Source organism: Maritalea mobilis (assembly GCF_019800885.1).
GTDB lineage: Bacteria > Pseudomonadota > Alphaproteobacteria > Rhodobacterales > Rhodobacteraceae > Roseibacterium > Roseibacterium beibuensis.
Genome location: NZ_JAHVKE010000002.1, coordinates 781,248 through 803,697, shown reverse-complemented (window position 1 = coordinate 803,697; position 22,450 = coordinate 781,248). Strand labels below are relative to the sequence as shown.

27 protein-coding genes, 1 tRNA gene and 1 pseudogene are annotated in these 22,450 nt (G+C 66.6%); 6 read left to right on the top strand and 23 right to left on the bottom strand.

Features of this window, described 5'->3' with window-relative positions:
- Positions 1 to 19 precede the first annotated feature (19 nt).
- From KUV65_RS12875 to KUV65_RS12850, 6 genes are all read right to left on the bottom strand, one after another.
- Positions 20 to 637 carry an outer membrane protein gene (locus KUV65_RS12875; protein ID WP_222191085.1) on the bottom strand — a complete coding sequence of 206 codons (618 nt, stop codon included), beginning with the start codon at positions 635 to 637 and terminating at the stop codon, positions 20 to 22.
- Between the two features lie 247 nt (positions 638 to 884).
- Positions 885 to 1,154 carry a DksA/TraR family C4-type zinc finger protein gene (locus KUV65_RS12870; RefSeq protein WP_222191084.1) on the bottom strand — a complete coding sequence of 90 codons (270 nt, stop codon included), beginning with the start codon at positions 1,152 to 1,154 and terminating at the stop codon, positions 885 to 887.
- A gap of 73 nt (positions 1,155 to 1,227) precedes the next feature.
- A complete protein-coding gene (locus KUV65_RS12865; protein ID WP_222191083.1) occupies positions 1,228 to 1,527 on the bottom strand; it encodes a DUF4389 domain-containing protein in 300 nt (99 codons plus the stop codon).
- Between the two features lie 92 nt (positions 1,528 to 1,619).
- Complete coding sequence (locus KUV65_RS12860; protein WP_222191082.1) at positions 1,620 to 2,585, bottom strand: Gfo/Idh/MocA family protein; 966 nt, start codon at positions 2,583 to 2,585, stop codon at positions 1,620 to 1,622.
- 177 nt (positions 2,586 to 2,762) lie between these two features.
- The gene (gene rpoH, locus KUV65_RS12855) at positions 2,763 to 3,659 is read right to left on the bottom strand and encodes an RNA polymerase sigma factor RpoH (protein ID WP_222191081.1); all 897 of its coding nucleotides are present in this window, start codon (positions 3,657 to 3,659) and stop codon (positions 2,763 to 2,765) included.
- Positions 3,660 to 3,813: 154 nt separating this feature from the next.
- Positions 3,814 to 4,848, bottom strand: a complete 1,035-nt coding sequence (locus KUV65_RS12850) for an RluA family pseudouridine synthase (protein WP_222191080.1) — start codon at positions 4,846 to 4,848, stop codon at positions 3,814 to 3,816.
- Between KUV65_RS12850 and KUV65_RS12845 the strand changes: the two genes are divergently transcribed.
- Entirely contained in the window at positions 4,847 to 5,167 is a 321-nt protein-coding gene (locus tag KUV65_RS12845) for a DUF6476 family protein (RefSeq protein ID WP_222191079.1), read from the top strand. The two genes, KUV65_RS12850 and KUV65_RS12845, sit on opposite strands and share 2 nt — an antisense overlap.
- A gap of 23 nt (positions 5,168 to 5,190) precedes the next feature.
- Here the strand turns inward: KUV65_RS12845 and KUV65_RS12840 are convergent.
- Both KUV65_RS12840 and KUV65_RS12835 read right to left on the bottom strand, forming a co-directional pair.
- A tRNA-His gene (locus KUV65_RS12840) sits at positions 5,191 to 5,267 on the bottom strand.
- 64 nt (positions 5,268 to 5,331) lie between these two features.
- Positions 5,332 to 5,832, bottom strand: a complete 501-nt coding sequence (locus KUV65_RS12835) for a GNAT family N-acetyltransferase (protein ID WP_222191078.1) — start codon at positions 5,830 to 5,832, stop codon at positions 5,332 to 5,334.
- Positions 5,833 to 5,898: 66 nt separating this feature from the next.
- On the opposite strand from KUV65_RS12835, the gene KUV65_RS12830 reads away from it, so the two are divergent.
- Both KUV65_RS12830 and KUV65_RS12825 read left to right on the top strand, forming a co-directional pair.
- A complete protein-coding gene (locus tag KUV65_RS12830; protein WP_222191077.1) occupies positions 5,899 to 6,099 on the top strand; it encodes a DUF6324 family protein in 201 nt (66 codons plus the stop codon).
- 114 nt (positions 6,100 to 6,213) lie between these two features.
- Entirely contained in the window at positions 6,214 to 7,410 is a 1,197-nt protein-coding gene (locus tag KUV65_RS12825; protein WP_222191076.1) for a cation:proton antiporter, read from the top strand.
- Here the strand turns inward: KUV65_RS12825 and KUV65_RS12820 are convergent.
- From KUV65_RS12820 to KUV65_RS12770, 11 genes and pseudogenes are all read right to left on the bottom strand, one after another.
- Positions 7,377 to 7,838, bottom strand: coding sequence for an MmcB family DNA repair protein (locus KUV65_RS12820; protein ID WP_261331746.1), 462 nt, complete (start codon positions 7,836 to 7,838; stop codon positions 7,377 to 7,379). The genes KUV65_RS12825 and KUV65_RS12820 overlap by 34 nt on opposite strands.
- Before the next feature lie 318 nt (positions 7,839 to 8,156).
- Entirely contained in the window at positions 8,157 to 8,480 is a 324-nt protein-coding gene (locus tag KUV65_RS12815) for a hypothetical protein (RefSeq protein WP_222191075.1), read from the bottom strand.
- An 88-nt stretch (positions 8,481 to 8,568) separates the two neighbouring features.
- Complete coding sequence (locus KUV65_RS12810) at positions 8,569 to 9,498, bottom strand: calcium/sodium antiporter (RefSeq protein WP_222191074.1); 930 nt, start codon at positions 9,496 to 9,498, stop codon at positions 8,569 to 8,571.
- A 132-nt stretch (positions 9,499 to 9,630) separates the two neighbouring features.
- Entirely contained in the window at positions 9,631 to 9,987 is a 357-nt protein-coding gene (locus tag KUV65_RS12805; RefSeq protein ID WP_222191073.1) for a YigZ family protein, read from the bottom strand.
- Between the two features lie 10 nt (positions 9,988 to 9,997).
- Positions 9,998 to 10,573 (bottom strand): HdeD family acid-resistance protein, encoded by a 576-nt coding sequence (locus KUV65_RS12800; protein ID WP_222191072.1) that lies wholly within the window; start codon positions 10,571 to 10,573, stop codon positions 9,998 to 10,000.
- Positions 10,574 to 10,668: 95 nt separating this feature from the next.
- Positions 10,669 to 11,181, bottom strand: a complete 513-nt coding sequence (gene nusB / locus KUV65_RS12795; protein ID WP_261331745.1) for a transcription antitermination factor NusB — start codon at positions 11,179 to 11,181, stop codon at positions 10,669 to 10,671.
- An 80-nt stretch (positions 11,182 to 11,261) separates the two neighbouring features.
- Positions 11,262 to 11,726: pseudogene (locus KUV65_RS12790) on the bottom strand (6,7-dimethyl-8-ribityllumazine synthase); the annotation flags it as partial.
- Positions 11,726 to 12,856: a 3,4-dihydroxy-2-butanone-4-phosphate synthase gene (ribB, locus tag KUV65_RS12785; protein WP_222191070.1), complete on the bottom strand. Its 1,131-nt coding sequence runs from the start codon at positions 12,854 to 12,856 to the stop codon at positions 11,726 to 11,728. The gene ribB and the pseudogene KUV65_RS12790, both read right to left, overlap by 1 nt.
- 92 nt (positions 12,857 to 12,948) lie before the next feature.
- On the bottom strand, positions 12,949 to 13,515 hold the full coding sequence (locus tag KUV65_RS12780) for a hypothetical protein (RefSeq protein WP_222191069.1): 567 nt from the start codon (positions 13,513 to 13,515) through the stop codon (positions 12,949 to 12,951).
- A complete protein-coding gene (locus KUV65_RS12775; protein WP_222191068.1) occupies positions 13,512 to 13,745 on the bottom strand; it encodes a hypothetical protein in 234 nt (77 codons plus the stop codon). Before KUV65_RS12775 ends, KUV65_RS12780 begins: the two co-directional genes overlap by 4 nt.
- Before the next feature lie 178 nt (positions 13,746 to 13,923).
- Positions 13,924 to 14,514 carry a riboflavin synthase gene (locus KUV65_RS12770; RefSeq protein ID WP_222191067.1) on the bottom strand — a complete coding sequence of 197 codons (591 nt, stop codon included), beginning with the start codon at positions 14,512 to 14,514 and terminating at the stop codon, positions 13,924 to 13,926.
- 200 nt (positions 14,515 to 14,714) lie between these two features.
- Here KUV65_RS12770 and KUV65_RS12765 point away from each other — a divergent pair, with 200 nt between their 5' ends.
- The 3 genes from KUV65_RS12765 (at position 14,715) to KUV65_RS12755 (ending at position 19,331) form a co-directional block, all read left to right on the top strand.
- Positions 14,715 to 16,004 carry a capsule biosynthesis protein gene (locus KUV65_RS12765; protein WP_222191066.1) on the top strand — a complete coding sequence of 430 codons (1,290 nt, stop codon included), beginning with the start codon at positions 14,715 to 14,717 and terminating at the stop codon, positions 16,002 to 16,004.
- Positions 16,005 to 16,096: 92 nt separating this feature from the next.
- Positions 16,097 to 17,254 (top strand): polysaccharide biosynthesis/export family protein, encoded by a 1,158-nt coding sequence (locus KUV65_RS12760; protein ID WP_222191065.1) that lies wholly within the window; start codon positions 16,097 to 16,099, stop codon positions 17,252 to 17,254.
- Between the two features lie 4 nt (positions 17,255 to 17,258).
- Positions 17,259 to 19,331 carry a capsular polysaccharide biosynthesis protein gene (locus KUV65_RS12755; protein WP_222191064.1) on the top strand — a complete coding sequence of 691 codons (2,073 nt, stop codon included), beginning with the start codon at positions 17,259 to 17,261 and terminating at the stop codon, positions 19,329 to 19,331.
- Between the two features lie 95 nt (positions 19,332 to 19,426).
- Here the strand turns inward: KUV65_RS12755 and ribD are convergent, their stop codons facing one another.
- The 4 genes from ribD to KUV65_RS12735 all read right to left on the bottom strand — a co-directional run bounded on the left by ribD (position 19,427) and on the right by KUV65_RS12735 (position 22,371).
- The gene (gene ribD, locus KUV65_RS12750) at positions 19,427 to 20,536 is read right to left on the bottom strand and encodes a bifunctional diaminohydroxyphosphoribosylaminopyrimidine deaminase/5-amino-6-(5-phosphoribosylamino)uracil reductase RibD (RefSeq protein ID WP_261331744.1); all 1,110 of its coding nucleotides are present in this window, start codon (positions 20,534 to 20,536) and stop codon (positions 19,427 to 19,429) included.
- A gap of 3 nt (positions 20,537 to 20,539) precedes the next feature.
- On the bottom strand, positions 20,540 to 21,007 hold the full coding sequence (nrdR, locus tag KUV65_RS12745) for a transcriptional regulator NrdR (protein ID WP_222191063.1): 468 nt from the start codon (positions 21,005 to 21,007) through the stop codon (positions 20,540 to 20,542).
- Positions 21,008 to 21,163: 156 nt separating this feature from the next.
- Positions 21,164 to 21,592 carry a secondary thiamine-phosphate synthase enzyme YjbQ gene (locus tag KUV65_RS12740; RefSeq protein ID WP_374107078.1) on the bottom strand — a complete coding sequence of 143 codons (429 nt, stop codon included), beginning with the start codon at positions 21,590 to 21,592 and terminating at the stop codon, positions 21,164 to 21,166.
- Positions 21,593 to 21,726: 134 nt separating this feature from the next.
- Positions 21,727 to 22,371: a DUF2161 domain-containing phosphodiesterase gene (locus KUV65_RS12735; RefSeq protein ID WP_222191061.1), complete on the bottom strand. Its 645-nt coding sequence runs from the start codon at positions 22,369 to 22,371 to the stop codon at positions 21,727 to 21,729.
- Positions 22,372 to 22,450: the final 79 nt, after the last annotated feature.

Here is a 22,450-nt window from a genome sequence, read left to right as displayed (position 1 = left end):
CGGTGCAGTTGTCGTCGGCTCAGAACCGGTACGCGACGTTCAGGCCGAGGGTCAGCGCGTCCAAGTCGGCGTCATCGGCCGGGCCCATATCCTCGAAGGTGTGGTGCAGCAACTCGGCGCCGATGGTGACGTTATCCGTGGCGAGGAAATCCATGCCGACGCCCCAGAAATAGCCGGTGCCATCATCGTCCGCGCCACCACCCGGCGGTGCAATCGTGATGCTTGCATAGCCGGCGGTCCCGTAAGCAAAGATGCTGCCAAGATCGAAGCCGGCCTCAACGCCAACACGCAAGAGGCTATCGATGTCGAAGTCTTCGCCGATGCCCCCAATGTCAAGCTCGCCGTCTCCCATCATCAGGTCGACTTCCGCGCCGATCACGAAGGTGCCGAAGTCATGACGATAGCCGCCGAAGATGCCGTAGAGCGTCCCGTCCACATCCGGCTCTTCGCCCTGCGGACCACAGCACAGCGACCCATCAAGAATGGTGCCAAACTGCAGACCGCCGTAGGCGCCGGTCCAATCCGTTCCCGGGTCAGCCGGAATGATGACGGGGGGCTCGACCGGTTCGACAACACCGCCGGCAAAAGCCGGTGCGGCAAGAACAAGCGCGAGCACGGAAAGGGAAAAACCTTTCATCGCTGAACTCCTAGGATTCCACTTCGTTTCAAAGGAGATTTTATTTCTCTTCGCTGCCCTTGTCGAAGGCTGCTAAAATAATTTCTCGCGACAATCAATTTCGTTGCAACCAAGACACACCCAAGTTTGCGATGCCCCTGTGGTGCCGATACCCCCACCCGTTTCCGAACCGCCCATAGGGCCAACGTGGCATGGCCCGGCCGCACCGCAACTGCCCGTACTGCCAACGACACGCGGAGCGGCGCGTTCACTTCAACTGGCTGTCCTTGGAGCCGCGCCGGTTGATCCCGCCACGCGCCTCGGGGCGCGAATCGCGCTGGCTCGCACAGTCGATGCAGAGCTTCACGCCGGGGATCGCCCTGCGCCGCGCCTCGGGGATTTCCTCGTCGCACTCGACGCAATGGGTGGCGCTGTCGCCTTGCGGCTGCTTGCGCGCCTTGAGGCGTTTCAACTCATCCTCGATCGAGGCTTCGATCTGTTCCGATACAGCGCCATCACGCGCCCATCCGCCTGCCATGGCCGCCCCCCCCTGACCGGATCAGCCTACGCCCGTGCGGCCCGAGCCTGCAAGCGACCCGGCGGGGCGCAGGTCAATCAAGCTCCGTCCACGGCCAAGGCTTCACCTCGGACGCCGCCGATTGATAGCGCGCAGCCTTGGCCATCCAGATGCCCAGATCGGTCCCGAAATCCGCCAACCGCGCGTTCTTTTCGCCGTTATTGACCAGCATGGTGATGAATTGCACGACCGTCAGCACCGTCAGGACGGTCTGGGAGATCGATAGCATGAAGGCGATCAGCAGCATGTAGATCAACCGCATGCCGAGGTTGTCTTTCTCGGCATCCGGCTGTTCGCCGTGAAGCCGCCCTTCGATCTTGTCGTCGTCCGCCACAGCACCCGTCCTTGAAGCTGGCCCATCGTATTCAGGGTGGGCCTATTCTGTCCGCGCCGCAACCGTTGACGAACGGCAAGCCACCCGCAGCTTCAGAGCGACGCGAACACCTTGTCGATGAAGGCTTGCGTGCCGCGGGATAATTCCAGCGGGCAGGCGTATTCGGCACCTTCGAGCACACTGGCGGCCACCGCTTCGACCTGGTTTTTATATTGCTGCTCGTTGGGATAGCGGATCAGGTCCTCATCCAGCCCGGCCCTGCGCCAGCGGATCGCGGCCTCACCATAGCTGCCCGCGTTGAACGGCGCTTCGACCACGAGACTGCCCTCGCTGCCGTGAAACACCATTTCCTGCCGCAGCCCCGCGCGCATCGAGACGTAGAAGGAAAACCGCGCGTCGCCCAGCCGGGCCTGCACCCAGGTGCTCGAATCGACCCCCTTCTCGATGATGGCATCGGCCCATGTCAGCTCCGGCTCAAGCCCCGTCGCGATCCGCGCCGCCCCGATGGGATAGACGCCGATGTCGCGCAGCGCGCCGCCACCCAGGGCCGCATCGTTGCGCACATTCGCGGCGCCCGCGGGCAGCGGATAGGTGAAGACCCCTGCAACGGTGTGGAGCTTGCCGATCCCGCCCTCGGCGAGGATCTCTCGTATGCGGGCCCATTGCGGATGATGGGCGGGCATCCACGCCTCGGCGATGAACACGCCTGTCTCGTCGCGCAGGGCGATCAGGCGGTCGATATCGCCCGCCGTCATCCCGATGGGCTTTTCGCACAGCACCGCTTTGCCGGCTTGAGCTGCCTTCTCGCTCCACTCGACATGCAGCGCGTTCGGCAGGGGGATGTAGACCGCGTCGATCTCGGGGTCGGCCAGCAGGTCGTCATAGCTGGCATGGGCCCGAAGACCGGGGGCAAAGCTTTGAAACGGCGCCGCTTTGGCAGCGTCCCGCGTGGCCACGGCAGCAAGCTCGGCCCGGTCGGCGGCATGGATGGCGGGGGCCATCGTCTTGCGGGCGAAGTTGGATGCCCCCAGAACGCCCCAACGCAGGTAATCGCGCATCTGTCTTGCCCCTTCCGATCGGCTTGGTTGTCCGGCTCAGCCTATCCTGCGGGCCTGCACGGGCGCAAACAGGATTGCCGAGCGTCCTCTCGCGCCGCCACCGACAAAAGCAAGCAGCCCGACATCAAAAAGGCGCCGGATTTCTCCGACGCCTTTTGGCATCTGGTCTCGAATGGGTCAGGCGCTCGCCAACATGCCCTGTTCGCGCGCCAGTTCCCGCATCCGCTTTTGGAGCTTTTCGAACGCGCGCACCTCGATCTGGCGAATGCGCTCGCGGCTGACATTGTAGACGCCCGACAGGTCTTCGAGGGTGACCGGGCTGTCTTGCAAACGCCGCTGGGTGAGGATGTCGCGTTCGCGCTCGTTCAGCACTTCCATGGCCTCTTCCATCATGGCCATGCGCTGGCTGAACTCGTCCTTCTCGGCATAATCCTCGGCCTGGTTGGCGCTTTCGTCCTCCAGCCAGTCCTGCCACTGGGTCGAGCTGTCATCCTCGGTGCCGATGGTCGCGTTCAGCGAGGCATCCCCCCCCGACAGGCGACGATTCATCGAGATGACCTCGTCCTCGGTCACGCCAAGATCGTTGGCGATACGGGCCACGTTCTCGGGCCGCATGTCGCCGTCTTCCAGCGCACCGATGCGGGCTTTGGCCTTTCGCAGGTTAAAGAACAGCTTTTTCTGCGCGCTGGTGGTGCCCAGCTTCACAAGGCTCCAGGACCGCAGGATGTATTCCTGGATCGCGGCGCGGATCCACCACATCGCGTAGGTCGCAAGGCGAAAGCCCTTTTCGGGGTCGAAGCGTTTGACGGCCTGCATCAAGCCCACGTTCGCCTCGGAAATCACCTCGGCCTGCGGCAGGCCATAGCCACGATAGCCCATGGCGATCTTCGCGGCGAGACGCAGGTGGCTGGTGACCATCTTGTGCGCCGCCTCGGTATCCTGGTCCTCGACCCACCGCTTGGCCAGCATGTATTCTTCTTCCGGTTCCAGCATCGGGAACTTGCGGATTTCCTGCAGGTAGCGGTTCAGCCCCTGCTCCGGCGACGGCGCCGGCAGATTTGCAAAATTGCTCATATATCGGTCCCCCTGTTCGACCGTGTTGAGACTTATGTAAACCGGATTAACTTTATTTCAAGTCTCCCCGGCTTCGCGATCCCTTCGTGTATGCGCCGCGCACAATCGAACAGCAATACAGATTACAAGCCGATCACGTGCAATTGCGCACAGGTTACAGGCCCGTATCGCGCAGCAGGTGCAAAAGGCCTGCCATGTCCTCTGGCAAATCCGCATCGAAACGCATCATCTCGCCGCTGACGGGATGCACGAAGCCAAGGCTTGCCGCGTGAAGGGCTTGGCGATTGAAACCGTTCAGGGCCTCTGCCGGTTCCCGCCCAAGCACCTTTTCCGCCACTTTCCGCCGCCCGCCATAGACCGGGTCGCCGATCAGCGCATGGCCGACATGGGCCATGTGCACGCGGATCTGGTGGGTGCGCCCGGTCTCCAACCGGCAGGAGACGCGCGACACCACCCCGGCAAAGCATTCCTCGACCCGCACGCGCGTGACCGCGTGCCGCCCGCCGGAAAACACCACCGCCTGCCGCTGCCGGTCGGTCTTGTGGCGCCCCAGGTGCGTGGTGATCTTCATCACGCCACCCTCTTCGAAGCTGACCCCGCGCACGCCGCGCAGTCGCGGGTCCGCCGGGTTCGGCACGCCGTGGCAGAGCGCGACATACTCCCGCTCGGCACTGTGGGCCGCGAATTGATCGGCCAGCCCATGATGCGCCCGGTCCGATTTCGCCACGACCAGCAGGCCGCTCGTATCCTTGTCGATCCGGTGCACGATGCCAGGGCGTTTTTCGCCCCCCACCCCCGACAGGTTGCCGCCGAAATGGTGCAGCAGTGCATTGACCAGCGTTCCGCCGGGCGTCCCCGGCGCGGGATGCACCACCATGCCTGCGGGCTTGTTGACGACGATGAGGTCGTCATCTTCATGAAGGATGTCCAGGGCGATCGCCTCGGGCCGGGTTTCGACCTCGGCGGCCTCTTCGACCGTGATTTCGATCAGGTCACCCTCAGACAGTTTGGCCCGCGCATCGGTGACGACGGTCCCGTTCACCGACACCGCCCCGCCCTCGATCAGGCGCGCAAGGCGGGATCGGCTGAGGCTCTCGCCCTCTGGCACGTCGCGGGCCAGTGCCTTATCAAGACGCGGGGCCGGGTCCGGCCCGATGGGAAACGAGACAAGGCGGGCAGAAGTGGACATGGACGACGCTCCGAAGGACCAGGCCGGCCTGCCGCGCGAGTTGCGTTTCCTGAAAACGCTCGTGACGATCCTGACCGTGGTGATGATCGCAGGCGTGATAACGATCACGGCGCTGCTTGTCATCCGACTCAACGATACGGGAACCGCGCCGGTGATCACCGTCGCGCCCGGCGACTTCGACCTGCCCGACGGTGTTGGGGTCACGGGGTTCCAGCTGGCAGGTCAGCACGTCATCGTCATCGGCGATGACGGGATGGTCCGCGTGTTCGACGCCGAAAGCGGCGCGCAAGTGCAAGAGCTTGCACTGCCCGAGGGCTGAGTGTTCTCGCTTATGCGGTGGGATGGTACCAGCGCCCCGGCTCGAACGGGGGACCTCCTGATCCACAATCAGGCGCTCTAACCAACTGAGCTACGCCGGCACTGCGTGGCGAAATACTCGTGCCGCGCGAGCATTGCAAGGGGGTTTTGGGCAGGTTTTCGCAGTCAGTCTCTCGCCAGATCGAGACGCCATTCCTGTTCCACCAGATCGACCCCGAAGGAGTGGACCGGCTCGGACCGGACCAGCGTAAACCCGGCCTTTTCATAGAGCGCGCAGGCCGCCCGATGGCTTTCATGCGTCCAGAGGGCTATGGTGCCATAGCCCTTGTCGCGGGCATAGGCGATACATTCGGCCAGCAGCCGCTTGCCAAGGCCGGTGCCCCGCGCCTCGGGGCGGATCAGGAAAAGGCGCAGTTTCGCGAGCCCCGGTTCGGGCCCTTTGACGCAAAAGATCGAGCCGAGCCGTTGACCCCCGCGCCACGCGATCCACGCCCGCTCGCAGTCCGCATCGCGGGTTTCGATGTAATCGGCGAGGATGCGGGCGACCAGCGGCTCGAAACTGGCGTCGAACCCCTCTTCCCGGTGATAGAGCTCGGCATGTTGCTGGATCAGCCAGCCCGCATCCCCGATCCCGAGGTCCCGCAACTCGATCTCGCCCTCGGCCATGCGGCCCTCCCTTGCCTTGGACGGGCGAAGCGACTACGCCCTCAGCCAGTTTGACGGAGGCCGGACATGGGCATCAACAGCGAAAGCGATATCGAGGCCAATCTGCAGATCGGACCGACGACGCTCGGGATGGTGCGGATCTACCTTGAGGGCAATGGCATCGACCTGCCGCTGGATTTCGACCCCGAGGAAGCGGAAGAGATCGCCGAAGAACTGCGCGCCGCGGCGGCGGCCGCCCGCAAGATGGGCAAGAAGGGCAAGGGCTGATCCGGGGGCTGGCGGAAATCTCGAGATTTCCGGTCCGAAAAACCCGGGTTTTTCGGCTGAGGGGCGTGCGCGACCCGAAGATGGCATCACCTGCCCTTGGACGAGCCACCCGCCATGGATGAGATCGCCCGCCTTTTCGTGACACTCGGCGCCCTGTTCCTTGCGGGGCTGGCCGCCGATGCGCTGGGGCGCCGCACCCGGTTGCCGCGTGTCACCCTTCTTCTGCTGATCGGCGTGGCGGCGGGCCAATCGGGGCTTGGCCTGATCCCGGCCGAGGCGGGCGACCTGTTCGAGATCCTGTCCACGGCGGCCCTCACCCTTGTGGCCTTCCTGCTTGGCAATGCATTGACGCGCGAGAAACTGGCCGCGCATGGCCGGGCGATCCTGATCCTGTCCTGGTCGGTCGTCGGCATGACCCTGATGATGGTCGCGCCGGGGCTATGGCTGGCTGGCATGCCGCCCGCGCTGGCGCTGATCCTGGCCGCCATCGCCACGGCCACCGCCCCTGCCGCGACCGCGGACATCCTGCACCAATCGGGCGCGACGGGTGGCTTTGCCGATCGCATTCGCGGCATCGTGGCCGTGGACGATGCCTGGGGCCTGATCGTGTTCAGCCTCGTCCTCGTGGCGGCGGGCGCCCTCTCGGGCGATGGCGAGGGCGGCAGCGCGCTGATCCACGCCGCGCGAGACCTCGGGGGCGCGGTCCTTGTCGGCCTGCTGGTGGGCCTGCCCGGCGCGGCCCTGACCGGGCGGCTTTCACCGGGCGAGCCGTTGCAGACCGAGGCGCTTGGCCTCGTCTTCCTGACCGCAGGGCTGGCCGCGTGGCTGGACGTGTCGATCCTGATCGCGGGTCTGGTCGCAGGCGCCAGCATCGCCAATCTCGCCCGCCACCACGATCGCGCCTTTCACGAGATCGAGCATCTGCAATGGCCGTTCATGCTTCTGTTCTTCGTCATGGCGGGCGCCGTGCTGGAGGTTGAAGGCCTGGTCCATCTCGGCGCGCTTGGGGCGGCCTATGTCTGCCTGCGGATCGCGGCGCGGCTTCTGGGCGGCTGGATCGGCGGGCGCATGGCCGGGCTGGACGCCACGGAATGTCGCTGGATCGGCCCGGCCCTCATGCCGCAGGCCGGCGTCGCCGTCGGCATGGCGCTGGTGGCCGGCGAGGCCTTCCCCGACTGGCGCGAGACGATCCTGACCCTGACCGTCGGCACCACCGTGATCTTCGAGTTGATCGGCCCGCCCCTGACGCTGCTGGCGCTGACCCGTGTCGGGCGCGCTCAGAGCACCGCGCCGGGGTCGCGCAACAGCTGAAGCCGCTGCGCCGCGATGCGGGCGAAGCGCTGCGTCACGGCCTTGCGCCGCGCGCCGGCCAGTTTCGTTTCCGGCCCCATGCGCAGGATCTCGGCGTCATAGCCATCGGCGATGATCAGCCCTGTTTCAGGCGGCAGAAGGTCGGTCGGAAACCCCTCGTCCACCGCCCAGAAATACCGGTCGCCCCAATCGAGGTAACCCTGCCACTTGGCGTCCGAGGTGAAATCCGCCCGACTCGACTTGCACTCGATCACCCACAACTCGCCCTTGGGGCCAAGCGCCATGACGTCCAGCCGCTTGCCACGGTCGGGCGTGAACTCCTCGATGCAGGCGAAGCCATGGCTGGCCAGGTGCCGACAGACGCCACGGGCTAAAACCTGGCCGGGCATCATCCCCTCGACAGCGGCTTGTGCGGCAAGATCAACCATGCGGCGAGAATGGAACATTTGCGGAACATATACAAGCGCGTGAAGACCGACGCACGCCCTTGTCCCACATGGCCATGCGCCTTATGTGCTGTCGGGACGGGTTCTGCCCTTCTCGTACCTGTGGCAAAATTCCAGTGGCCTTAAGCATTTCCGAGGGAGCTGGCTCTGTCCGGGCCGTGGCTCGGTTACCTGGCGCCCACCTGTAATTACAGGCTCTCGGGAATTCACGCCTCTACGGTTGGTGCGGTCCCGTCACCCCGCAAGACACGAAAACGCCGGCCACGATGGGCCGGCGTTTCGTTTTCTCTGTCCCAGGTCTCAGGCGCGGCGGTCGTCGGCCTTGACCGGGATCGGGATCGCGATGGCGTCCAGCACCGGGATCGCGTCGCGCTTGCCGCCCTTCGGCTCGTCGTCATCGTTTTCCTCGGCCATCATCATGATGCGGAACCCGATCTGCGCCGATCCGAAGGTGATGGTGCAGAACACCACCAGCATGATCAGGGCGACCGGCCCTTCCGCCGTGTGGGTCACAAGGTGCCACAGGTTCGCGATATTGAGGTAGAGAAGCCCGCCCACGAAGGCGAGCGACAGCAGAAAGCCGATGAAGGCATGAAACAGGATCAGCTTGATATGGTCGGGCATCTTGGCCTCCCTCGCGGTCATTCATTGACAAAGGTAACAGCAAAGCGACGCGGGACAAGCCCTTGCGTCGATCTGCGCGGGGATCGGCCTAGGCCGATGCGGCAAGCCAGCCGATATACCCCGCATACCCGGCCAGCAGGGCCAAAGCCGCCCCCCTGCCGATCCGGCCAAGCGCAATCAGGCCCACCAGCACAAGCGCCGAGACCGCCAGCACGCCCCCGTCGGCCAACCCGATATCCGGCGGCACCACCAACGGGTGGCTGAGCGCCGTCAGCCCGAGGATGCCCGCGACGTTGAAGATGTTCGATCCGAGGATGTTGCCAAGGCTCATCGCCCCTTGCCCGCGCAGGGCCGCAACGACGCTGGTGGCCAGTTCCGGAAGCGAGGTTCCCACCGCCACCAGGGTCAGGCCGATCACGGCCTCGGACACGCCCAACCCTTGCGCGATCCGCGTCGCACCACCCACCAGAAGGCTTGCCCCGAAGACCAGCACGGCAATCCCCACAAGGGCGAGGGCAAACCCCCTCCAAAGGGGCATTGTTGCACCCTCCACCGGCAGCTCCCCCTCCGCCGGCGCGGGTCGGTCCGTGCGCAGCACCACCCAGAGATAGGCAACCACGCCCATCAGCAGCAGGGTGCCGGCAAGACGCCCGGCTTCCCCCAGCAGCAGGATCAGGACCCCGGCCGCCGTGGCAATCAACAGGCCGATGACATCGGACACGGGCGCAACCCCGCGCAGCGCCATGGGAGAGATCAGCGCAGCACAGCCAAGGATCAGAAGGATGTTCGCGATGTTCGAGCCGACGACATTGCCGATTGCGATACCCGGCGCCCCGTCGAAAGCCGCGCGGAGCGAGGTCACGAGTTCAGGCGTCGAGGTGCCGAACCCCAGAACCGTTGCGCCGATCACCGCACTGGGCAGGCCGAGCCTTTGCGCAAGACCGACGCCGCCGCGCACGAGCACCTCGCCCCCCGCAACCAGCATCGCAAGGCCAATACCGACAAAAAGAAAATCCATGTCGCCTTCACTCCCTCCACGGGCTCGGGACAGCCGACCATGGGTGCAGCGCAGATGGGGCGTGCGCGCCATCCTGCTAAGGAGCGCGGCAAGGTTTTTTCGCCCCTGTCGACAGACGATCTGCGCGCGCCGTCAGGTCAGCCCGGCCTCTTCAAGGTAAACGCGCACCGCCTCCTGCACGTGGCGGAACCGATCACCCCCCAAATGTTTGCCGCCATACCAGCGCGTGACCACGACGATATGCCCCTGCACGCCTTCGCGCTCCAACATGCGCAGGATGACCATGCCCGCCCCGGCCTCGCCATCGTCATTCTTCAGCGGGCCGTCCGCTGTCACCACGCCCCATGTGTTATGGGTCGCCTTGGCGAATTTCTTTTTCCGCTTCAGCTCTTTCAGGAAGGCCGCCGCCTCCTCGGCTGTGGCGCAAGGACCACCCGAGACGGCGTATTTCGACCCGCGATCGCTGATGATGTTGTCGAGTGTCAGCACACGGGGCGGTTTAAGCCGCCCGCGCCAGCGCCACAAGCGACAGACCCGAGGTCAGGAAGTGCAGGCCCATCAGAAGGCCAAGCGCCCAAGCCGCCGTGCCCGGCAAGCCCGCGATCAGCAGAACACCCAACCCCACGGACAAAATACCCGACCCGAGCAGCCATCCCCAGCCGCGCCGGGCCCGGTTTTGCAGCGCGATCATGGTCTCGAACACGCCTTGCATCAGGAACACAACGCCCAGGACCAGCGTCAGGCCGACCAATCCCGTCAGCGGAAAAAAGGCGAGGTAGACACCCGCTGCCAGAAGCAGCACGGCGATCAGCCCATTCCAGAGGGCCGACTCCCACCTGCGCGTGTGAAACGCGTGCCACAGCGTCAGCCCGCCCATCGCCAGCATGAGCCAGCCGAACAGCAGCTTGGCGGCGATGCTGGCAATCAGGGGAAAGACAATGGCCGCGACACCCGCAACGATCAGGGCGACGCCAAGCGCGATGAAGGTGCCGCGATGGGCGCGGATCGCGTCCAGAACCTCGGGCGGCGGCGGCGGGCCACCCGTTCCGAACCCATTGCCATTCTGATCGGACATCGCCTTGATCCTCCGTTCCGCGGGGCCACCCAGGCGGCCCCCTTTTCACGTGGTAGGAACGGCAGACAACCGCAAGGGGTTCCACCGTGGCGCGTTCAGAACGCCTCGGGCTTGGCCTCGCGCGCCATGTGATCGAGCACGGCGTTGACGAACTTGGGCTCGCGCCCCTCGGGGAAAAAGGCGCGCGCGACATCCACGTATTCGGTGATGACCACCTTCGGCGGCGCCGAGCCTTCGACCAGTTCCGCCCCCGCCGCGCGGAACAGCGCCCGCAAGGTCGGGTCGATCCGGTCGATGGGCCATTTCGCCACCAGCGCGCGGTCGGTCATCTGGTCGATCCGGGCCTGCCGCGTGACGGCATCTTCCAGCGTCTTGGCAAAGAGGTAAGGGTCGCCCTCGGCCATCTCGTCGCCTTCGTAGACGGCGCCGAAACGGTGCGTCTCGAACTCGCGCCGCACCTCGTCGAAGGTCTGGCCCGAGACTTCCATCTGGAACAGCGCCTGCACCGCGTAGAGCCGCGCAGCCGAACGCATCTGGCGCTTCTCCTCCCGGCTGGGTTTCGGCATCTGGCGCGGGGCGCCTTCGGTCGTATCGTCTTCGTCGCTCATGCGGTGGCGGGCCCTTCGCTGCCCCCCGCGATCTCGATCGTCTCGGCGCGGGGTTTGAATCCGACGCCGCCCTTAGGCCGTCCGAACCGGCGCGTCAACGCGATCAGGTGGAGCGCCGCCGCAGCAGCCCCGCCGCCCTTGTTCTGATCCTCGGGATTCGCGCGCACCGCGGCCTGGTCGTAATTCTCGACGGTCAGGATCCCGTTGCCGATACAGGCCCCTTCGAGGCCCAGCAACTGGATCGCCCGCGAACTGTCATTGCAGACCGTGTCGTAATGAGTCGTCTCGCCCCGGATGACGCAGCCAAGGGCCACGAACCCGTCGAAATTCGACTGGCGATAGGCGATGCGGATGGCGGTCGGCACTTCCAGCGCGCCGGGCACCTCGATCACCTCGTAGCTGCCGCCGACCTTCTCGATCTCGGCCTTGGCGCCCGCGATCATCCAATCGGCGATTTCCTTGTAATAGGGCGCCACCACGATGGCGAGTTTCACCGGCTTGTCGAATTCCGGCAGCGGAAGGACGTAATGAGAAGCTCCGGCCATTATCCCAGCTCCGAGATCTTGCGCGTGTCGAGGATGCTCAGCCCGTAGGCGTCCAGCCCCACCACCTTGGGTTTCGGCGAATTGGTCAACAGGATCATGTCCGAGATCCCGAGCGAGGACAGGATCTGCGCCCCCAGCCCATATTGCCGTAGCGTCTGCGGAGAGGCCTCTCCCTCGACCGTCAGTTTCATCGTCAGATCCCGCAGCAGGACGACCACGCCGCGCCCCTCTTCGGCAATCAGGCGCATGGCATCGGCGAACTCGCCCGCGCGGCCCTTGGGACCGACGCCCACGATATCCATCAGCGGGTCCAGCGCGTGCATCCGCACCAGAACCGGCTCGTCCGTCTCGATATCGCCCTTGATCAGCACGATATGTTCAGCGCCCTGCGTCTCGTCGGTGTAGATGCGCATCCGCCATTCGCCACCGAACTCGCTTTCGATGACCTCCTCGGCGCGCACCTTGACCAGGTTGTCATGGCGGCGACGGTAGGCGATCAGGTCGGAAATCGTCCCGATCTTGAGGTTGTGACGCTGTGCAAAGGCGATCAGGTCGGGCAGGCGCGCCATCGACCCGTCCTCGTTCATGATCTCGCAGATCACGCCCGAGGGGTTCAGCCCCGCCAACCGCGAGATATCGACCGCCGCCTCGGTATGGCCCGCGCGCACCAGCACGCCGCCATCCCGCGCGCGCAGCGGGAACACATGCCCCGGCGTCGCGATGTCGGCCGCGCCCTTGGACGCATCTATGGCCACCTGCACCGTTTTCGCGCGGTCGGCCGCCGAGATGCCCGTGGTCACGCCCTCGCGCGCCTCGATCGAGATGGTAAAGGCCGTCTCGTGCCGCGACGAGTTGTTCGTCGACATCAGTTGCAGGCCCAGTTGTTCAATCCGGTCGCTGGTCATCGACAGGCAGATCAACCCGCGCCCGTGCATGGCCATGAAATTGATCACGTCCGGCGTCGCCCATTGCGCGGGGATCACGAGGTCCCCCTCGTTCTCGCGATCCTCGTGATCGACAAGGATGAACATGTGCCCGTTGCGGGCGTCGTCGATGATCTCCTCGATCGAGGAGATGGCGTCGGACCAGTCCCGCTCGACCGGGCCCGGGGTTTCATATGCTTGCGTCATGGCCGCCCTTCACGCGTCATTTCCCGCTGGCAGATAGACCATGGCGCGGGACTTTGCCAGACACGCCGCCCCGCGACGCGGCAGCGCGGGGGTCAGGGCGCGGGGGCGAAGAAGCGCTCGGCCGGAACCGACCCGGCCAGACCGGCCGTCGCACACCACTCCGCCTCGATGCTGGTGGCGGGCACCAGGACGACACCGTCGAGCGGCAGCCCTTCCTCCCGGATCAGGCCCCGCAAGGTCTCTCGCGTGTTGCGCCAGGATGCCGTCATCTGCGGTGCAGGTCCGGCTGCCTCCAGCCGTGCGCCATTCACGGCCAGCACGTCTGCCGGCGCGTGATAGACGGCCCCGAGCCGCGCCGCCGCGCCGGACAGGCCGTCAAGCCGCCCGGCTTCCACCTCCGGCATCTCGATGCGCCGCGCCGTCAGGCCCAGAGAATTGCCCGAGAACAGGAAGGCCACGATATCGCGCCCCGCCGTGGCCCGGATCGTCGCATAGGTCTGGTAGGGCAGGCCCAGGCGCCTGGCTCGCGCCACGCGCACCCGAACCACCTCCAGCGGCAGGGCAGGCAACAACGACCGGCGCGCTTTTTTCCACGCCAGCTTGCGAAACCCGTAGCCCGCCTCCATCGACGGCCCGCCATTATGTCCGATCCCGGTCATGCGCGATCCTCCTCGGCCAACCATGCCACCGCACGCCGCGCCGCGGCAAGGGCCTCCGCCTCCGATGCGACCCCGCCCGAAGGCGCAGCCACGCGTCGCCAGCCGTGGCCGTCTTCGGGATCGCGGCGGCATTCGACGAAAGCCCAATCACCGCTCGCAAGACGGATCAGGTCGACGCAACGCTGCGCCGAGCCGTCCTCGATGGAGCGCATCACCACGTCCCGCGCCATCCCGCCCCCTCTTTATCCCGAAAAATATGCCCGCCGGAGGCGTCCCCGGCCAGGCAACCGAGGTCGTTCCGACGACAAGGCGCGCCGCTGACACAGGCCCGGCCGGCGACAGCCCGGCCAGCGCCCGCCAAATGTGCCCGGAGGGCGCGTGCGGCGGGCGCTCCCCCCGGCCCGGCCCTCAGCCCGGCCAATCCTGCAACCGCGCGACATAGCGCGCGAGCGTGTCGATCTCGAGGTTCACCCGGTCCCCTGCTTTGGCCTTACCCCAGGTTGTCATCTGCTTGGTGTGCGGGATGATGTTCACCCCGAACTCGACCCCGTCCACCTCGTTCACGGTCAGGGAGGTCCCGTTCAGCGCGACCGAGCCTTTCGGCGCGATAAAGCGCGCCAGCGCCTCGGGCGCGCGGAAAGTGAACCGCGTCGACTCGCCCTCGTCCCGCGTGGCCACGATCTCGGCCACGCCATCGACATGGCCAGACACGATATGCCCGCCCAATTCGTCGCCCACACGCAGCGCGCGCTCGAGGTTCACGCGCTTGCCCTCGGCCCACGCGCCAAGCGTCGTTTTCGAGACCGTCTCGGCCGAGATATCCACCTCGAACCAGTCGTCCCCCTTGGCGGTCACCGTCAGGCAGACGCCGTCGCAGGCGATCGACGCGCCGATCTCGACCGTCGCCATGTCATATCCCGTGGCGATCCGCGCATGCAGGTCGCCGCGATGGTCGACCCCGCGCAGGGTGCCGATATCGGTAATCAGTCCGGTGAACATGGGCAGGCCTCCAAGCCAAATGACGTCGGACCTGACCTAGCCCCGGTTCGCGGGGTCCTGCAAGGGTGCGGCTTGGGGCCACAGGCTTGCCGCATTGGCGCCCTGCGCAGGCCGCAAGGAATTGTTCCCCTCCCTGCGAAGGTCTATCACCCACTCAAAGGCCCGCGGGGCTTGCTCCACGCGCCGTAAAGGTACTCGTCATGGCCCCGCGCCCGTCCAATCGCGTCTTTCTGGTCCTGCAGGGCCCCCACGGACCGTTCTTCGACCGTCTCGGCCGGATGCTGACCGCCGCAGGCGCCACCGTCTGGCGCGTGGGCTTCAATCGCGGCGACGAGGTGTTCTGGTCCGACCGCGCGCATTTCATCCCGCAAACCGGCCCGATCGACAGCTGGCCCGAGCGTGTCGCCACCCTGCTCGAAGAAAAATCGGTGACCGACCTCGTGCTGTACGGGGACACGCGCCCGATCCACGCGACAGCGATCGAGGCTGCCCGGGCCCGCGGCCTGACCGTTCACGTGTTCGAAGAAGGCTACCTGCGCCCCTACTGGGTGACCTACGAGCGGGGCGGCGCCAACGGCAACTCCCGCATCATCGACACGGATGTCGGGGATATGCGCCGCGCGCTCAGGGATCTCGACCTCGACCTGCCCGACGCCCCCGCCCGCTGGGGCGACATGCGCCAGCATGTCTTCTACGGCGCGCTCTACCATTGGCTCCTGATGGTCGGAAACCGGCGCTACACCGCCTTTCGCCCGCACCGCACGCTGACCGTCCGCGAGGAGTTTCGCCTCTACCTGCGGCGGCTGGCGCTGATGCCGTTCCACTGGGCGGATCGCCGGCGCGCCACCCGGCGCATCAAGACCGGCGGGTTTCCCTATCACCTTGCGCTGTTGCAACTGGAACATGACGCCAGTTTCCGCGACCACGGGCCGTTCTCAAGCATGACCGAGTTCCTCGAAGTGCTGATCGAAGGATTCGCGGAAGGCGCGCCCACGCATCATCACCTCGTCTTCAAGGCGCATCCGCTCGAAGATGGCCGCGTTCCGATCCGCGCCGAGATCCGTCGACTCGCCGCCCGGCACGGTGTGGGCGGGCGCGTGCATTTCGTGCGCGGGGGCAAGCTTGCGCCGCTTCTCAACGATGCCCGCAGCGCGGTCACGGTCAATTCCACCGCCGCGCAACAGGCGCTCTGGCGCGGGCTGCCGCTCAAGGCCTTCGGGCAAGCCGTCTACCTCAAGCCGGAATTCGTCTCGACCCAACCGCTGGCCGAGTTCTTCAGCAACCCGCAGCGCCCCGACAGCCGCGCCTATCGCGATTATCGCCACTACCTTCTGGAGACCTCGCAGATCACGGGCAGCTTCTACTCGGCGCGCGGCCGGCGCCAGTTGCTGCGGCAAGTGGTGGACATGATGCTCAGCCCGGACGATCCCTATGACGCGCTCGACGCCGGCAGACCGGCACCACGGCAACACCTCAACCTCGTGAAATGACGCCGGGGCTTCCCCAATTGGTCGAATTTGGCTAAGGTCCCGCCCAATAAAAAAATATTCGAGGCAGTTTCAGGCAGTAAGGAGCCAACTCCGTGACATCGCTGGTGTTGAAAACGGCCCGGTCGGCCGTGCTTTTTGCCGTTGTGTCGGCTGTCTCGTCATGCGGGATGCTGAACGGGTTCCTTCCCTCCTCGGGGCCGACACGAAACCAGATCTTTGCAGGATCGGTCCAACGCGAGGGCGACGCTTTCGTGGTCGAGGTCAATAGCCGCGTGACCGCCGTCACCTCGGCCGTGCCCGCGCTTGGCTTCCCGCCGTCGCTGCTCAATGCCGCCAGCGCCAATACCGATATCATTCGCCCCGGCGACACCCTGACGCTGACGATCTATGAAAACGTCAATGACGGCCTGTTGTCGGGCGAAAACGCCAATGCCTCGGCCATCAGCTCGATCCAGGTCGACGGGGCCGGCTTCATCTTCATTCCCTACGCGGGCCGTATTCGCGCCGCGGGCAACACGCCCGACCAGTTGCGCGAGATCATCACCCGCAACCTCGACGAACAGACGCCCGATCCGCAGGTGATCGTGATCCGCGAAGTTGGCGACGGCGCCACCGTGACCGTCTCCGGTGAAATCGGCGGGGAGGGCATCTATCCGATCGAACGGCCCACCCGTCGGCTTTCGGGCATCCTCGCCGCTGCCGGTGGCGTGACGCCCGACCCCGAGATCACGCAGGTGACCGTCATTCGCGGCGGCCAGTCCGGCACGGTCTGGTACGAGGACATCTTCCTGGAGCCGCAGGTCGACATTGCCATGCGCGACGGCGACCGCATCCTGGTCGAGGAAGACAGCCGCAGCTTCACCGCGCTTGGCGCGACGGCGGCGCAAACCCTCGTGCCTTTTGAGAGCCGCACCATTTCCGCGCTCGAGGCCATTGCCTCGGTCGGCGGCCTGAACCCCAGCCTTGCCGATCCGACCGGCGTTTTCGTGCTGCGCAACGAGCCCGAGGAAATGGCCAATGCCGTCCTTGGCCGCTCGGACCTGATCGGCACGCAACGCTTCGTCTACGTGCTGGACCTGACCGCGCCCACCGGCATGTTCGAGGCGCGAGATTTCGCCATCCGCGACGAGGACACGGTCTATGTCACCTCGGCCCCGATCACGCAGTGGAATAACGCCATCAGCGCGCTGACCGGGACACTGACCAGCGCCGCGGGCACCGCGAACACGCTGTCCTCCCTCGGCCAATAGAGCGATGGCGGCCACGGCCGATCCGACGGAGCGCAGCGCATCGCACCTGTCGCGCCGCCGCGCCTTTCATTTCAACGCAGGCTTCCTGACCAATGCCCGCGTCCGGCGTATCCTGACGCTGGCGGGCTACGACCTGCGCATCGGCCTGCCCGGCCCCGAGGACGCGGTCATGGTCTGGGGGCATTCCCCCTATGCCCCGCGCGGCGAGAAAGCAGCCGACAGCACGGGCGCAGAGTTGATCCGCATCGAGGATGCGTTCCTGCGGTCGCTGCATCCGGGCCGGTCCGGCGAGCCGCCCCTCGGCCTCGTGATCGACCGCAAGGGCATGTATTTCGACGCATCTCGCCCCTCCGACCTGGAAGACATCCTTGCCCATCACCCGCTGGACGACACCGCGCTTCTGGACCGCGCGCGCGAGGGGATGGCGCGGATCGCGGCAAGCCGCCTTACGAAATACAGCGCGACCGACCTCACGCTGAGCCCCCCCGCACCGGGATATGTTCTGGTCATCGACCAGACCCGCGGCGATGCCTCGATCCGGCTGGGCGACGCGGATGCCAACAGTTTTGCCGAGATGCTGACATGGGCGCAGCAGGACCACCCCGGCGCGCAGATCGTCATAAAGACCCACCCCGAAACCCGCGACGGGCATCGCGCGGGGCATTTCGACCCGGCCACCCTGCCCGACGGCGTGGTGATCGAGGATCGCCCCCTGCCGCCGCAAACGCTCTTTGAAGGCGCGCGCGCGGTCTACACCGTCACCTCGCAACTGGGGTTCGAGGCGATCCTCGCTGGCCATCGCCCGGTGACTTTCGGCACGCCCTTCTACGCGGGCTGGGACCTGACGGACGATCGTCGCCCCGTGCCCGCCCGCCGCGCGCGCCGTCTCAGCCGGGCGCAACTGGTGGCGGCCGCCCTCATCCTGTACCCGACCTGGTATGATCCTTACAGAGACCGGCTTTGCGACCTCGAAACCGTCCTCGGCACCTTGGAGGCAGAAACCCGCGCCTGGCGCGAGGATCGCCGGGGATATGTCGCCCTCGGCATGCGCGCATGGAAGCGCGGCCACCTGAAATCCAGTTTCGAGGCGGACGGCGGACGGATGCAATTCGCTGACGACCCCGGTGATGCGTCATCCAGCACCCGCCCCGTCATGGTCTGGGCCGGGGCCGAGACCAAACGCCTGCGCGATACCTGCACCGAAAGCGGGATGCCCCTTTACCGCGTCGAGGACGGGTTCCTGCGCTCGCGCGGACTGGGTGCGGAACTGGTGCCGCCGCTCTCGCTGGTGCTGGATGACCTCGGCATTTACTACGACCCCAGCCGGGAAAGCCGCCTCGAACGCCTGATCGCCGACAGCGCCCATGCCCGCCCCGAGGCGCTGCGCCGCGCCGACCGCCTGATGGGCCGCCTGCGCAAGCTGGGTGTCACGAAATACAACCTCGGCGGCGCTGCCGATCTGCCGCCCCCGCCCGAGGGGCGCAGCGTCATCCTCGTCCCCGGCCAGGTCGAAAACGACGCCTCGATCCTGCTGGGGGCTGGCGATGTCGCCACGAACGAGGAGCTTCTGCGCACCGCCCGTCGCCTGCACCCCAGGGGGTGGATCGTGTTCAAGCCGCACCCCGATGTGGAGGCCGGGCTGCGCCCGGGCGCGGTGCCGGACGAAACTCTGACCGCCTTGGCCGACCATGTCGCGCGGGGGACCGGCGCGCAGGCCTGCCTCGCGCAAGCCGACCGGGTCGTCACCATGACCTCGGGCCTCGGGTTCGAGGCGCTGATCCGCGGCATCCCCGTCACGACCCTCGGCGCGCCGTTCTACGCCGGTTGGGGCCTGACCAACGACCTCGGGCCTGTGCCGTCACGGCGGCAGGCCCGCGTCTCGCTCGCCGGGTTGGTGCACGCGGCGCTGATCGCCTACCCGCGCTATCACGATCCGGTCACGAACCGCCCTTGCCCGGTCGAGGTCGCAATCGACAGACTCGCCGACCCGACCGCGGCCCCGCAGCCGCCCCGCTTGCGTGCCTTGGCCAAGCTCCAAGGCTGGTTCGCGGGTCAAAGCTGGATCTGGCGACGCTGATTTTCTGCACCTCTCCACAGGCCCGGCTCACTTACTCACAGCATGGGCGAAAATTTCGGCCTCCACTCACAGGCTGTGAGTATATCCGCCGCTCCCTACCCGGCCTCTCTGACCCACAGGCTCAGCGCGTCGCCGCCCAGGTCCCGCGTCTCGATCAGGCGGAACCGCGTGGCTTCCGACAAGGCCGCAACGCCCATCGCGCCGACCGCCGGTGTCCCCTCCGCGCCCAAGGTCAGGCCCGCCGAGACCACGGCAAGATCATCGACCAGGTCACCCGCGATCAACCCGGCCGCGAGGCTACCACCGCCCTCGCAAAAGACACGGGTCAGGCCCGCCTCTCCAAGCGCCACCATGGCCGCCGACAGGTCCAACTGCCCGCCCGGGCCGGTCGCCACCTCGATCAATCGCGCCCCGGCGTCACGCCACGCCGCCCGTGCCGCCTCCGGCGCATCGGCCCCGTGACACAGCCAGACCGGCACCTCGCGCGCCGTGCGTCCCAAATGACTTTCCACCGGAACATCGAGACGCCGCGACAGCACCACCCGGACCGGCTGATGCGCGATGCCCAATCCCCGCACGGTCAAGGAGGGGTCGTCGGCCCGCGCCGTGCCCGCGCCCACCATCACCGCGTCATGCCGCGCCCGTTGCCCATGCACCCAGCGGCGTGCCTCGGGCCCGGTGATCCACTGGCTCTCGCCCGTCGCGGTCGCGATCCGCCCGTCCAGCGACGCCGCCAGTTTCAGCGTCAGGGCCGGACGACCCGCGCGAACCTTGCTGAAGAAGCCGCGATGATCCCGCGCGGCCTCGTCCTCCAGCACCCCGGTCTCCACCGCGATCCCCGCGGCGCGCAGCCGCGCGGCCCCGCCCCCATCCGTCCGCGGGTCCGGGTCCGTCGCGGCAATCACCACCCGCGCGACCGAGGCCGCGACCAGCGCCTCGGAACAGGGCGGTGTCTGTCCATAGTGGTTGCAGGGCTCGAGGCTGACATAGGCCGTCGCGCCATGCGCCGCGTCGCCTGCCTGCGCCAAGGCCACGACCTCGGCATGGGGGCGGCCGCCCGGTTGGGTCCAGCCCCGCCCCAGCACGCGCCCCTGCTTGACGATCACGCAGCCGACCGCCGGATTGGGCCAGCACCGCCCCTGCCCGCGCCGCCCCAGGGCCAGCGCCAGCCGCATCCAGCGCGCGTCTTCGGCGATGGAGACCATGGCTCAGTCGCCGGGCTGAACCGGCGGCCGCAGCTCTGCCAGGAAATCCTCGAAATCGTCGGTGGCCTGGAAATTCTTGTAGACGCTGGCAAAGCGGACATAAGCGACCGAGTCGATCGCGGCCAGGCGCTCCATCACGATCTCGCCGATGGTCTTGGACGGGATATCCGTCTCGCCCATGCTTTCCAGACGCCGCACGATGCCCGAGATCATCTGATCCACGCGCTCCGGTTCCACCGGGCGTTTCTGCAACGCGATCCGCACCGAACGCTCCAGCTTGTCACGCTCGAAATCCTCGCGCTTGCCATTGGATTTCACCACGACGAGGTCGCGCAACTGCACCCGCTCGTAAGTGGTGAAGCGTCCGCCGCAGGCCGGGCAGAACCGCCGCCGCCGGATCGCCACGTGATCCTCCGCGGGGCGTGAATCCTTCACCTGAGTATCAACATTTCCGCAAAACGGGCAGCGCATCGCCGTCCCCTTTCCTGTCCCATTGCGCGGGGATCTCGCCGCGCCTGCCTCATCCCTTGGGTCTGATGCCCACTTATCCACAGGCACTATAGGTCAGAGGTCAGGGATTGGGTAGAGGGCAAATCCCGCCACAAGATCAGGGGTGGCGAAAGAGACTCACCCCGCGCGATCCGCACTGAAATGCGCCGCCACGCGCCGCCGATGTGGCCGCGCACGATGCTCGAAAAGGTAGATCCCCTGCCACGTCCCAAGCCGCATCCGTCCGTCCCTCACCGGGATCTGCAAGGACACCGGCAACAGGGAAGCCTTGATATGCGCGGGCATGTCGTCGGGCCCCTCCAGCACATGGGTCAACCAGCGCATCGAGGGGTCGTCTCCGGCGGGCACCAGGCGCTCGAAGAACCCCAGCAGGTCCACCTGTACGTCCGGGTCCGCATTCTCCTGGATCAGCAGGCTGGCCGAGGTGTGCCGCACCATCAGCGTCAGCACCCCGTCGCCCTGTCCTGACACCCATCGCGCCACCTGGCCGGTAAACTCCACCAACCCCGCGCCGCGCGTCTCGATCTCGAATTCCGTCTGCAAGATGCCCCTCCCGCCCCGATCTTTATCCTTCAAATATGCCCCGCGCGACGCGCGGCAGCGGTGCAGGGGGCTCGATGCCCCCTGCACCGCTTCCCCGGGCGACGCCAAAGGCGGCGCAACCCCTCAACCGATGGCGCTCAGCCGCTGGCAACGGCCCGCCCCGCCGCGCTCAGATCGTAGATCCCGGTCTCCACCTTCACAAACCAGCCATAGTGGTTGTCGCGCATGATCGTGGTCGCGCGCGCCACGCCCGTGGCCTCTTTCACCACGGCCCCCTTGCAGGCACCCGCCCCCGCCAGGTGCTGCACGCAAGCCAGCGCGTCCTGACGATAGGCGGTCATCCGCACCCCTTGCGTGCCGCCCGCGCTCGGGTCGCCCCGCCGCCGCGCGAATTCCGACAGCATCGCCGCCCGCCGCCGCGCATTCTTGCGCGGCGCATAAGGCCCGGGGTCGCAATGCACCTCGACCAGCCCGGTTTCCACACGCACCGTCAGCAGGCCCAGGCCCAACCGCCGCGCCAGTTTCACGTTCTCGGCAAGCGCGCGGGCAAAAACCCGGCCGGTCTTGCGCGGCACGGCGACATAGACACGATCGCTGATCGACAACCGCGCGATCCCCTGGTGGAACAGGGCCAGCGAAAAGCCGGTCTTCAGCTCGACGATCACCGGGTCCTCGCCCTCTTTCACGCCCATCACGTCGGCGGGGCCGATCTCGCCCTTCACCTCGTAGCCGGCCTCTTCCAGGAAGGCCTTGATGGGGGGATAAAGATCCGTCTCGCGCATGATGGCCCCAGTTTAGCCAGCGCCGCGGCCGTGACAATCGCGTCCGGCGGAACCGGGCCGCCCAAGAGACGTTGGCAGG